Below are 12,959 nucleotides of genomic sequence, written 5' to 3' on the forward strand. Positions count from 1 at the left end.
GGTATTATCCTTTATTCAATTCGGCTTTGAAGTACTTCCAGGGCACGATCAGCATGCCAAAACACTCTCCGTCTTCTTTGCCCAGGTGTTTGTGGTGCACTTTGTGTGCCCTGCGAATCGCCCGAAAATAAATATTGTTCGACTTTCTGAGCCATTTCAGCCTTTGGTGGATAAAAACGTCATGCACCAGGAAATAACAAAATCCATAAGCGGTGATTCCTAATCCGATCGGTAAACAAAATGGCACCCCAAAAAAGGACCCCAGGATGATACAAGTGATGCCCGGTGTGGCAAAGATCAGGAAGAAAGCATCATTGCGTTCAAAAATAGGATGGGCATTGCTTTTATCGTGATGGTCAAGGTGCAGCGTCCATAACAGTCCGTGCATGACGTATTTATGGGTAAACCAGGCCACAAACTCCATGCCCAAAAAAGTCAATAAAAAGATCAATACGTTCATAAATACTGTATTTTTTTTTGCTAAATTAAACAATTATACTTGCTTAAAAAATGGTTTTTCATCGAAGGCCTTTTTTAAAGCCTAATAGTTTTACCTTGTCTTCAGGTTTCAGGTTTTCTCCCCGAAGCAAATTATCCGTAAAAAGGACGATCCACTTTTTATCGATGCCATAATTTTGAACACCATTGATAAAAAAATCGATATCCCCGGAAACCTGTCCGTAATATCCTAAAAGCGCAGGGGCGTTCAGTTGAACCATCAGCCTTATGTACCTCAATTCAGGATTATCCTTTTGTGCCCGGATGGCGGATTCGATTTTGCTTTTTCCATTGTTAAAATACCGCAATTTAGACGTCGGCATAAAAGCATATTTGGCCATCATGGTTTCACAAAGTCCCTTGTATGCCGCTGTCAACGGGGAATCTTCATACCCTTTTTCGTTGATAATCGTTTCCAGGCGTTGTTCATCGGGTTCCTTTTCGTGAAAATCAGCCCTGATGGTTCCCTGGATTCCGAAATTTCCAAGAAAAAAACAGGAAACGACTGAAAGGCTCAATATCATCTGCATTACAACAAATTCATTTTGATGCTAAAATAAGATTTCATCAGCAGCCCCATTTTAGCGTAATTATTCACCCTGATCCGGGTGCTCAATATTTCAGACGAAGGGGTATTTTTGAGTTTCATCAGCAAACGCTTGTAATAAACAAAAGCCGTGTAAACCCCAAATTTCGAAGTGGCCGGAAGATGAATGATGCCTTCATAAGCCTTATGAAAATCTTCCTCAATCTCCTCGATGATCTGCTGTTTGGTGGCAGGATCCAGGTTTTTCAGGTCAGCATTAGGGAAATAACTCCTGTTGAGCAGTTCTACGTCACTTTTGAGATCTCTCAGGAAATTTACTTTTTGAAACGCCGACCCCAAACGCATGGCGCTTTCTTTCAACTCATCGTATTTCTTTTCATCCCCATTTACAAAAACTTTCAGGCACATCAACCCTACCACATCGGCAGATCCGTAAATGTATTCCTCGTATTCTGCTTTGGTGTGGTAGTCTTTTTTGGTCAGGTCCATTTTCATGCTTTTCATAAAAGCATCAATCAGGTCCAGGTCAATATCGTATTCTCTTACCGTCTGCTGGAAGGAATGAAGAATAGGATTTAAACTGATGCCCATTTCCAGGGCAAGGTAAAAATCCTTCTCGAATTTATCCAGCAAAAAGGATTTATTCCATTGGTGAAAAGTGTCCACAATTTCATCCGCGAAACGCACAAAACCATAAATGCTGTGTATGGCCGGGCGAATCGAAGGCGCCAGCATATTCACTGCCGACGAAAAGGACGTACTGTAGGATTTGGTCACCTTCCGGCTACAGTCGTAGGATAATTGATCAAATATCGACAACATATTTTGGATTTTTTGTCATGGTTTTAATAATCTGTTCTGCCACGATCTTTCCAGAGATCAATGCAGGAGGTACTCCAGGGCCAGGCACGGTCAGTTGCCCCGTGAAGTAAAGATTTTCAACTTTTTTGCTTTTGATACTCGGTCTGAGAAAAGCGGTCTGTCTGAGTGTATTGGCCATGCCGTAAGCATTGCCTTTATAAGAATGATAATCTTTTTTGAAATCGGCCACACAATACGAGTGCTTAAAAAGAATGTGCTCCCGAATGGATTGGCCGGTATGAAATTCCATACGATCCATAATGGCATTGAAGTACTTTTCACGGGTGGCTTCATCATCCCCTGTCAAATCCGGTGCAAGCGGTATTAAGAAGAACCCGTTTTCCTTACCGGCAGGGGCTACGGTATCATCGGTCATGCTCGGAAAACTGGCATAAAACAATGGATCTGCAGGCCACTTTGGTTGATCGTAAATCTCTACAGCGTGTGCATCAAAGGATTTATCAAAAAACAAATTGTGATGCGTGAGATTAGATAATTTTTGATCAAAACCCACATAAAAAAGCAGGGCTGAAGGCGCAAAAGTTTTTTTGCTCCAGTATTTTTCTGAATAAACCCGATCCTTCTGATCCAAAAGGGTTTCTGTATGGTGGTAGTCTGCCCCGCTAAGGATAATGTCAGCATGGTGTGCTTTCCCGTTGATCATCAACCCTATCGCTTTTCCATCCCGGGTAATGATCTGTTCCACCGGTGAATGGGTGTGGATTTTTACACCCAGGGATTCTGCCAGGGTTTGGAAAGCTTCAACAATCTTATACATCCCTCCTTGGGGATACCAGGTTCCCAAAACGAAATCAGCATAGTTCATAAAACTGTAAAAAGCAGGCGTATCCTGGGGTTTTGCGCCCAGAAACAATACGGGAAACTCAAGGATCTGAATGAGTTTTTCGCTCTTAAACCGTTTTCTCACTTTCTGGCGAATGGTGGCCACGAACTGGTTGAGTTTGGTCACCGTTTGTGGGGTCACCAGCTCAATGGGAGACAATCCAGGTTTGTAAACCAGGTCCTTGATGGCTACTTCGTAATTGTACTCCGCTTCCTTTAGAAAGGATTTCAAATGAGCAGCGCTTCCAGGCTCTTCCTTTTCGAAGAGGTCATAGATTTCGGCTACACTGCTTGGGATATCAATGAAAGTAGAGTCTTCAAAAAATACCTTGTACGCCGGAGAAAGCCGCACCAGTTCGTAATAATCCGAAGTTTGTTTGCCGAAGTCGTTAAAAAAACGCTCGAATACATCCGGCATCCAGTACCAACTGGGGCCCATGTCAAATTTAAAGCCATTCGTTTCGAATAACCTCGCTCTTCCCCCGATCTGGTCGTTTTTTTCAAAAACATTGACCTCAAAACCGGCCTGTGCCAGGTAACAAGCCCCGGCAAGTGAAGAGAACCCTGATCCTATAATGTTTATTTTTTTCATAATTGTTTAACAAATTTAAAAAAAGATTAAACAAAAACAAAAAAAATTTCTAAATTTTTTCAAGTAGGGTCTGAATATCTTTGAAAATGGTGATGTTTTCGAAGGATTTAGGCATTTCAAGATCCTGAACTCTGCGACCGAGAAGCCAAAATTCATTTGAATTCCCCGGTGCCACTTCAGTATTAAATTCCTTCAGGTAGTCCAGTACATAATCAGGATCAGGTTTTACCGTAAAATAACTGACGTAAGTCACGTTGGCATATCTTTCTTTGAAGGTAGGCAAATTATCAATAGGAATACTTTGGCCCAAATAGATGGAATGACATCCTTTAAGCAACAATTCATAATGAAGATACAACAAACCAAATTCATGGATCTCATTCATGGGCAGAAACAAAACAAAAACCTTGTCTTTATGCTGAACAGGATTTTGTTGCACTCGCTCAATATTGATGAGTAACTTTTGGTTAATGAGGTTGGAGATAAAATGTTCGTGCGCAGGAGTGATATTGTTGGACTGCCACTCCAGGCCTATGTTGTGCAGGAATGGAATGAATACATCGAGGAAAACGCTTCTGAATGAATTATCCTTTATTAACCGACTGTAAGTTTGTTCAAATAAGGCAGTATCAAAATTGAGCATAGCCAGTTTCAAAGGGCCCAGTGCATTTTCTTTCTTAGCTTCTTTTGAGGCAAATTCCCTCACCTTGAGCTGGAGCTCTTCCTCACTCAATTCCGCGATCCGGGAAATTTTAAGCCCGTTATTGTATAAAGTAGTGACGTTGAGGAGTTTTTGTAAATTTATCGTATCGTAAAAACGTATGTTCGAATCCGTCCTCAATGGTTCAAGGATATTGTATCGCTTTTCCCAAATTCTTATGGTATGCGCTTTAATGCCCGAAAGGTTCTCCAGGTCTTTTATAGAAAAAATAGTGGCTATATTGTTCAATGTTATTTTGTTTTTGTTTAACAAAAGTAAAAGAAATAACGATTGTTCGCAACAATTGTTCAAAAAAATGTCCTTTTTAAAACAATTGGGCTTATTTTCGGGCAAAGTCCGCTCAGTTTTCCATCCTTTCTATCAAAACATCGTATTATTGTATAGCCTTGATCAATCAAGGCAGCCCCCTTTTTATTCCATCAAAACATCAAACACCATGAAAAATCTAAAATACCCGGTCGGCCCGTTCAAAAGACCTGAAACCATAACAGAAAATGACCTCGAAATATGGAAAAATGTTATCGCTCAATTCCCGGCAAAGTTATCTTCCTTAGTTGACCCGCTGCGCAAAGATCAACTGTTATGGCCCTACCGCCCCGGCGGCTGGACCATACAACAGGTCGTCCACCATTGCGCCGACAGTCATATGAACAGCTTCATCCGTTTTAAACTGGCCCTGACCGAAGACAGCCCCACCATCAAACCTTATTTCGAAAACCTATGGGCAGAAATGCCGGATTACCTCGAAGCTGAAATACAGGCTTCCCTGTCCATCCTCAAGGGTTTGCACCGGCGGTGGAGCATTTTACTGAACCATCTCAGCGCTGAAGATCTCAAGAAGGAATTCATCCACCCGGAACACGGCAGGCTGTTTTCATTGGAAGTAACGCTTGCCCTTTATGCCTGGCACTGTAATCATCACCTGGCGCATGTGGAGCAGGCGTTGAGGTTTAAGGGGGATTTTGGGGCAGAAAGCGATACTCACTTTGTATAGGCCCCGAAGGGTGGGTTGGTGATTTGAAAAAAGTTAATTAAAGCAAACTGAATCATTGGATCATTGGTTTTCTTTCTGGCAATTTTCACTGTATGTGGAGTTTCATTCCCTGTTGAATCAAAAGAGTGAACCACAAGTGAGTGTCACTTGAATATACCATTGCCTTCCCTCCGTGAATTATGTAGCAACCCAGCCCCCTATTTCAATTCCACCTCATCCCCCAAAGCAGGGATTTCCACATCGCGGAAACCGTTTTCATTCAGCAGGTCCCTGAATTTTTCCTGGCGGTCCAACGTACCGTGCACGAGGAAAATTTTCTTTACATGCCCGCGTTGATTGTGGATAAAACTGAGCAACTCCCCACGGTCGGCATGTGCGGAGAAGGAGTCCATGACGATTATTTCTGCTTTCACCATTTTCATCTCTCCAAAAAGCCGGAGGGTTTCCACGCCGTCTCTCAGTTTTCCGCCCGGAGTTTCCGGGGAGCAATACCCCACAATGAGAATGGTATTTCGTTTATTTTCAATGTTGTTGGCGAGGTGATGTTTCACGCGTCCGGCATTCATCATGCCTGAAGAACTTATGATAATACAGGGCTCATCCGATTCATTCAGACTTTTGGACATTTCAACATCCTTGATGTAAGTCAGGTTGTTGAATCCAAAGGGGTTGTCATCGATAAGCATGTAAGCATTGAGGTCATTATCAAAACACTCAGGGTGGGCGCCGAAAATGGTAGTCGCGTTGACAGACAACGGACTGTCCACATACACGGGAATCCTGGGTAATAAGCCTTCCGTCGCCATCTTGTCCATCATATAAACAATTTCCTGGGTACGCCCCACACTAAAAGCAGGAATGATGAGTTTTCCTCTTTTTTCAACACAGGTATGTTTGATGACTTCCAATAATTTTTTGCTCTCGTTAGGGGCACCTTCGTGATCCTTATCTCCGTAAGTGGATTCACAGATCAGGTATTCCACCTCCGGCATGGGTTTCGGGTCTCGAAGGATAGGCCGATTCGGGCGCCCTACATCCCCTGAGAAACCAAACATACGGGTTACGCCTCCTTCTTTAATCCGCAAAGTTACACTTGCACTGCCCAGGATATGACCTGCATCCCGAAACAATACTTCAACTCCTTTATGTATTTTCAGCCATTTATCGTAAGGATGAGCCACAAAATTATCCATGCAGGCGTTGGAATCATCCATGGTGTAAAGCGGTTCCCTGGGGACGAATTTTTTACCTTTTTTGGCCAATCGTTTATTGTAATATTCTGTATCACGCTCCTGGATTTTAGCACTGTCAAGCAACATAATAGCACAAAGACTTCGGGTAGCATGGGTGCAAATAATATGGCCCGTGAACCCGTCTTTTACAAGTTTGGGAATCCGCCCACTATGATCAACATGAGCATGGGACAATATCATGCACCCTATCTCTGAAGGTTTGAAAAGCCAGTTTTCGTTAAAGTGTTTCCATTCATTGCTGCTGCCCTGGTACATGCCGCAATCGAGCAATATTTTAAATCCGTCAGAAAGCGTTATCAAATGCGCGCTGCCGGTTACCTCTTGCGCTGCTCCGCAGAATTGTACTGTCATGATTTTTATTTTATTTTCTTAAAATAACTATTGTCAATAGGGACAAGAACTCCCAAATATAATAAAAAAATTCCTGCTTTACCAAAGGGTTTGTGCCCCTACACAACAAAAGGCTTAGTGTTTTTTGTACATGAAGTTTATTTTTCATTATCTTTACCCACTGAGTAATTTAAAAAAATGGAAGAGATACCTATCGCCCTATGTATTTTTGACCTTGATGGGGTCATTGTAGATACGGCAAAATATCATTACGTTGCATGGAAGCAACTGGCGGCCGAATTTGGTTACGAACTGACCGAAGCAAAAAATGAGCACCTTAAGGGAGTCAGCAGGGTTCAATCGTTGAACCTCATCCTGGAATGGGCCGGCGTATCTTTTACGGAAAAGGAAAAAACCGAATTAGCCACCCGAAAAAATGACTGGTATGTAAAACTCATCGAGAATCTGACTCCTGCCGATGCACTGCCCGGCGTAGTGACTTTCCTTCAGGAACTCAAGGCAACAGGAATAAAAATTGCCCTGGGCTCTGCCAGTAAAAATGCCCGGCTGATCCTCGACAGCCTCCAACTGACCGATGCTTTTGACGCCATTGTGGATGGCACCATGACCCAAAAAGGGAAGCCCGACCCGGAAGTTTTTCTCCTCGGGGCACAACTCGCAAATATTCCCGCCAAAAAATCACTGGTTTTTGAAGATGCAGCCAAAGGCATTGACGCAGCCAAAGCGGCACATATGTATAGCGTTGGGGTGGGCCATGAAGACCAACTTGGGCATGCAGATTTTGTCATTCCCGGTTTCGAGCACTTCACCCTCTCAGATTTTATTTATCAATTGAGCCTCCTAGAAAAAATATGAAACAGTACATCCAAATTGACCCCTGGAAATTGATAGAGCAAGGTTTCCATCCTGACTACCATGCCAACTCAGAGAGTATTTTCAGTATCGGTAACGGCAAAATGGGTCAGCGGGCCAATTTCGAGGAAGATTATTCGGGTAACATGCTCCGGGGGAACTATATCGCCGGCATTTATTATCCCGATAAAACCCGCGTAGGTTGGTGGAAAAACGGTTACCCGGAATATTTCGCCAAAGTACTCAATGCAGTGAACTGGATCGGGTTGCACATCAAAATCAACGGCCAGGTCCTAGACCTGAACCAATGCGAACTGCTCGCTTTTGAAAGAGTGCTGGATATGCAGCACAGTATTCTCGAGCGCAGGTTTACGGCCCGGATGGCCAATGGCAATGAGGTCAGTATAACGGCCGTTCGCTTCTACAGCCTGGCAGAGGATGAGATCGGCGCCTTGAGTTATAGCATTAAAGCGGATAATTTTGACGGCACCCTTGAAATCGAAAGTTACCTCGATTTCAATGTGGTCAACCAGGATTCCAATTACAACCAAAGATTCTGGACACCGGTTTCGCAGGAGATCGGTGAGCATTATGGCCAGGTAAAATCTGAAACCAAAATCACCAGATTTGTTGTCGCATGCGGCATGAGTCACCAGATTTTTAAAAATGGTGAGCCCCTCGAAGCCAACAAAAAAATGACGGAAAACGAACAACTCGTCAGCCATAAATTTTCTACGGCCGTTACTCCGGGAGATGAAGTTCGCCTGGTCAAATATGCCTCGACGGTTTCTTCCTTTTATTACGATGAAAAGGAAATTGATGAGGCATGCAAGCGCAATGTCGAAAAAGCGGTAGCCAAAGGATTTGAAGAGTTGCTAAGAGAACATTCGGAAAAATGGGAAGAAAACTGGTCGCACAATGATATCGTCATTGAAGGAGACGTATCGGCACAGCAGGCCATCCGTTTTAATATTTTCCAACTCAACCAAACCTATACTGGCAAGGACGACCGGCTCAACATCGGTCCGAAGGGATTTACGGGGGAGAAATACGGCGGAAGCACCTATTGGGACACCGAGGCGTACTGTCTTCCTTTCTACCTGAGTACCGCACCACCTGATGTGGCCCGAAACCTGCTTTTATACCGTTACAAACACCTGGGGAAAGCTATTGAGAATGCCCAAAAACTGGGTTTTAACTCAGGTGCGGCCTTATATCCCATGGTGACCATGAACGGAGAAGAATGCCATAACGAATGGGAAATCACCTTTGAGGAAGTCCACCGCAACGGCGCTATTGCCTATGCCATTTACGATTTTGTTCGTTATACCGGCGACCGGAAGTACCTCATTGACTATGGACTGGAAGTGCTCATCGCCATTGCCCGGTTCTGGGCCCAACGCGTACATTTTTCAGAGGCCAAACAACAATACGTCATGCATGGGGTGACCGGCCCCAATGAGTTTGAAAACAATGTCAACAACAACTGGTACACTTCTTTCGTCGCCCGTTGGTGCATGAGATACGCCATGGAGATCATGCAGGAAGTCAAACAAAAAGCACCTCAAAAATTCGCTGCGCTGCTCGGCAGGTTGAACCTGGATGAGGAGGCTACGGCAAAAAGATGGTCTGTCATTACGGAAAATATCTTTTTACCAGAAGACAAGGAACGAGGCATTTTTTTACAGCAGGAAGGATTTCTCGACAAAGAACTCATTCCAGTTGCCGACCTGGATCCAGCCCAATTGCCTATTGTTCAACACTGGTCATGGGATCGCATCCTTAGATCATGTTACATCAAACAGGCAGATGTCTTACAAGGATTGTATTTCTTTGAAGATCAATTTTCCAAAGAAACCATCAAAAGGAATTTTGACTTTTACGAACCCCTGACGGTTCATGAATCATCGCTTTCTCCCTGCGTGCATTCTATCCTGGCTGCGGCTATAGGCAAGGAAGAAAAAGCCTATGAGCTGTTCATGCGCACGGCAAGGCTGGACCTCGATGATTTCAACAATGACACAGAAGATGGCTGTCATATCACCAGCATGGCGGGTACCTGGGGAGCTTTTGTAAAAGGTTTTGGCGGATTGCGTGTCAGGGAAGATAAGTTGTTCCTGGCCCCGTTTCTACCCAAAAGCTGGAAAAGTTATTCCTTTATCATCGGCTTCAGAGGACATAAGGTGAAGGTAAACGTCCAACAGGATGCTATAACTATAAATAATGACAACAGTAGCTCTATGACGATTTTACTTCATGGTGAAAAACAAATTCTCGAACCCGGGAAAAATGTTTTTGAACATGTTATATGATAAAAAAACCGACAAAATCAATTTCTTAAAATAATTCATTATGCAAAAAGTAGTTTTATTTCTGCTCCTCGTTCTGACCACCACCATGTGTAAAAACAGTACACCGGCACCGGTTATCGCAACGGAAACTCCCGAACTGATTCTCAAACCAGCTCCGGAATGGTCTAAAAATGCCAATATTTATGAAGTGAATATCCGGCAATACACCCCTGAAGGAACCATTAATGCTTTTAAGGCGCATTTACCCCGTTTAAAGGAACTGGGCGCGGACATTTTATGGCTCATGCCTATCTTTCCGGTTGGAGCCGAAAACCGCAAAGGGAGCATGGGTAGCCCGTATGCAGTAAAAGATTACAAAGCTGTCAATCCCGATTTCGGCACGACCGAAGATTTCAAAAGCTTTATCGATGAGGCCCACGCTATGGGTTTCAAAGTCATCCTCGACTGGGTCGCCAACCACTCTGCATTCGACAATAACTGGGCGTTGGAACACAAAGATTGGTACACCCTGGACGAAGCCGGCAACATCACTTATCCAAAAGGCACCGATTGGACCGATGTAGCAGACCTGAATTATGATAATGAAGACATGAGAAAGGCCATGATCGATGCCCTGGAATACTGGGTACGCGATTTGGATATCGATGGCTACCGCTGTGACGTGGCAGGGGACGTCCCCAAGGATTTCTGGATGGAAGCCATCGGCAACCTGAACAACCTCAAAGACGTATTTATGCTGGCCGAAGCCGATGAACCATGGCTCCATGAAGCCGGCTTCCACATGACCTATGGATGGGGATTCCACCACGTTATGAACGCTGTTGCACAAGGTAAAGAACCCGTTGCCAAAATCGAGGCATACCTGAAGGAAGATGCTGAAAAATACAAACCTGAGGATTACCGGATGGAATTCACGACCAACCACGATGAAAATACCTGGAACGGCACCATATCAGAACGCATGGGAGCATTCGGCGATGCCATGAACGTTTTGGCCTTCACCGTAAAGGGCATGCCCCTGATCTACAGCGGTCAGGAAGCCGGGCTGAACAAACGCGTAAGCTTTTTCGAAAAGGACACCATTGATTTTTCCGATCTTTCCAAATCGGCTTTTTATGCCAGCCTGCTGAAGCTGAAGCACGAAAACGAATCCCTCTGGAACGGTACTTACGGTGCTCCGGCCACACGGATTCCTACTTCAAAAGACGACTCAATATTCGCCTTTGAAAGAGCCAAAGGTGAACAAAAGGTATTGGTCCTGTTGAATCTTTCCAAAAAAAACCAATCGTTCAGTCTGACAGGTTACGCTGAACCCACAAAAATGACCGATCTATTTACCGGAAAGGAAGTTGACCTGGAAACCAAAAAAAGTTTTACCTTGGGTTCCGGTGGATATTTGGTTTTAACAAAATAAGTCCGGGGGGTGTGAAAACTCAATTTTTCAATGACCTTGTTGAAAATGCAATGTAGAAGATGGAAAATCGATTTTTCACACCTGTAACTTCATCATAATATGGCAGGTTGGGTAATTTTTCACCCCCTGTTTAAAAAAAAACTAAGAAATTATGAGCACAGCAATATTGACCAGGAAACCGAGACTCAGCTTTTGGGACATCTGGAATATGAGTTTTGGCTTCCTCGGCATCCAGATGGGTTTTGCCCTACAGAATGCCAATGCAAGCAGGATTTTGCAGATCCTCGGGGCAGATGTTCACGAGTTGAGTTGGTTTTGGATCGTAGCGCCTTTAACCGGTTTTATCGTACAGCCCATCATCGGGTATTACAGTGACCGTACCTGGACCCGCCTGGGAAGAAGAAGGCCTTACTTTTTGGTAGGTGCTCTTTTGGCAGCAGTTGGGCTTATTTTCATGCCCAACGCAGGCGTATTGACCACCTTTTTGCCGGGACTTTGGGTAGGTGCCGGGATGTTGATGATCATGGATGCTTCTTTCAACGTAGCCATGGAACCCTTTAGGGCCCTGGTGGCCGACAAGCTTCCTTCTGATCAACGTACGCTGGGGTTCAGCGTGCAGACCATCCTGATCGGATTTGGAGCCGTTGTAGGCTCCTGGTTACCCTGGTTTGTGACTTCGGTGCTGCATATCAGCAATGAAGCGCCTGAGGGTGTTGTACCTTTAAGCCTGATCCTCTCCTTCCTGACCGGAGCTATCGTACTCATTATCACCATTATCTGGACGGTATCCAAAACCTCGGAATATCCTCCTGAGCAAATGACCCAGTTTGAAGATGGCCATGTGGCTGAAGAAGAAGAACACGCCAGTTTATGGAATATTTTCAAGGATTTTGCGAACATGCCGACGACGATGCGTCAACTGGCGGTGGTTCAGTTCTTCTCCTGGTTTGCCTTATTCGGCATGTGGGTTTTTACCACCCCCGCCATCGCTCATCATATTTACGGGTTGCCGGTAGATGATAACCACAGTAAAGCTTTTCAGGATGCCGGAGACTGGGTGGGTATTATCTTTGGAGTGTACAACCTGGTATCCGCCATTTATGCATTCTTCCTGCCGGCCATTGCCAAAAAAATAGGCAGAAGACAAACGCACGCCATGTCACTGATCATCGGTGGTATCGGATTGATCTCCATTTATTTCGCACCAAATCAATACTGGCTGATCCTTTCTATGGTAGGTGTTGGTATCGCCTGGGCAAGTATTCTGGCCATGCCTTACGCCATCCTGGCCGGATCTATTCCCACCAACAAAATGGGCGTTTATATGGGTATCTTTAATTTCTTTATCGTTTTGCCGCAAATTTTAAATGCCATTACCGGAGGTTTTCTCGTAAAATACCTCTACAACAATAACACCATTTATGCCATCATAGTAAGTGGTGTCTCTTTGTTCATTGCCGCCTTCCTGATGAGATGGGTGAAAGATGAGGACGATGTTGTGATCACAGAATAGAAGCATTAAAATGCAACGTGAATCCCGAATTCTGGCATATGTCAAAATTCGGGATTTTTTTTGTCTGGATCAGGATTTTCAGGATTAGAGGGATGATTTTTTCCGTTATCCTTTGTGCCAAACATTACACTGCTCCACTAAATGTAAAAAAAAATAGCCAAATTAAATCCATTATGACCTTGATCTACATTCATTAAAGATGGACAAA

11 protein-coding genes are annotated in these 12,959 nt (G+C 44.1%); 5 read left to right on the forward strand and 6 right to left on the reverse strand.

The features are described from left to right. Positions 1–4: 4 nt before the first annotated feature. The 5 genes from H6571_11150 to H6571_11170 are packed head-to-tail and all read right to left on the reverse strand — an operon-like array spanning position 5 to position 4,290. The gene (locus H6571_11150) at positions 5–460 is read right to left on the reverse strand and encodes a sterol desaturase family protein (protein MCB9324281.1); all 456 of its coding nucleotides are present in this window, start codon (positions 458–460) and stop codon (positions 5–7) included. Positions 461–518: 58 nt separating this feature from the next. Next, the gene (locus H6571_11155) at positions 519–1,028 is read right to left on the reverse strand and encodes a hypothetical protein (protein MCB9324282.1); all 510 of its coding nucleotides are present in this window, start codon (positions 1,026–1,028) and stop codon (positions 519–521) included. Continuing rightward, positions 1,028–1,867 carry a phytoene/squalene synthase family protein gene (locus H6571_11160; GenBank protein MCB9324283.1) on the reverse strand — a complete coding sequence of 280 codons (840 nt, stop codon included), beginning with the start codon at positions 1,865–1,867 and terminating at the stop codon, positions 1,028–1,030. Before H6571_11160 ends, H6571_11155 begins: the two co-directional genes overlap by 1 nt. After that, positions 1,851–3,344, reverse strand: coding sequence for a phytoene desaturase (gene crtI, locus H6571_11165; protein MCB9324284.1), 1,494 nt, complete (start codon positions 3,342–3,344; stop codon positions 1,851–1,853). The genes H6571_11160 and crtI overlap by 17 nt, the downstream gene beginning before the upstream one ends. A 46-nt stretch (positions 3,345–3,390) precedes the next feature. Then, entirely contained in the window at positions 3,391–4,290 is a 900-nt protein-coding gene (locus tag H6571_11170) for a MerR family transcriptional regulator (protein MCB9324285.1), read from the reverse strand. Positions 4,291–4,498: 208 nt separating this feature from the next. Here H6571_11170 and H6571_11175 point away from each other — a divergent pair, with 208 nt between their 5' ends. Further along, complete coding sequence (locus H6571_11175; protein MCB9324286.1) at positions 4,499–5,056, forward strand: putative metal-dependent hydrolase; 558 nt, start codon at positions 4,499–4,501, stop codon at positions 5,054–5,056. Positions 5,057–5,253: 197 nt separating this feature from the next. On the opposite strand, the gene H6571_11180 is transcribed toward H6571_11175, so the two are convergent. Continuing rightward, positions 5,254–6,660 carry an MBL fold metallo-hydrolase gene (locus tag H6571_11180; protein MCB9324287.1) on the reverse strand — a complete coding sequence of 469 codons (1,407 nt, stop codon included), beginning with the start codon at positions 6,658–6,660 and terminating at the stop codon, positions 5,254–5,256. A gap of 177 nt (positions 6,661–6,837) precedes the next feature. On the opposite strand from H6571_11180, the gene pgmB reads away from it, so the two are divergent. The 4 genes from pgmB (at position 6,838) to H6571_11200 (ending at position 12,751) form a co-directional block, all read left to right on the forward strand. After that, positions 6,838–7,515, forward strand: coding sequence for a beta-phosphoglucomutase (pgmB, locus tag H6571_11185; protein ID MCB9324288.1), 678 nt, complete (start codon positions 6,838–6,840; stop codon positions 7,513–7,515). Continuing rightward, complete coding sequence (locus tag H6571_11190) at positions 7,512–9,824, forward strand: glycoside hydrolase family 65 protein (protein ID MCB9324289.1); 2,313 nt, start codon at positions 7,512–7,514, stop codon at positions 9,822–9,824. The genes pgmB and H6571_11190 overlap by 4 nt, the downstream gene beginning before the upstream one ends. A gap of 40 nt (positions 9,825–9,864) precedes the next feature. Then, positions 9,865–11,238 (forward strand): alpha-glucosidase C-terminal domain-containing protein, encoded by a 1,374-nt coding sequence (locus H6571_11195; protein MCB9324290.1) that lies wholly within the window; start codon positions 9,865–9,867, stop codon positions 11,236–11,238. Positions 11,239–11,446: 208 nt separating this feature from the next. Next, positions 11,447–12,751, forward strand: a complete 1,305-nt coding sequence (locus H6571_11200; protein ID MCB9324291.1) for an MFS transporter — start codon at positions 11,447–11,449, stop codon at positions 12,749–12,751. The last annotated feature ends 208 nt before the right edge of the window (positions 12,752–12,959 follow it).

The organism is Lewinellaceae bacterium (assembly GCA_020636105.1).
Classification (GTDB): domain Bacteria; phylum Bacteroidota; class Bacteroidia; order Chitinophagales; family Saprospiraceae; genus BCD1.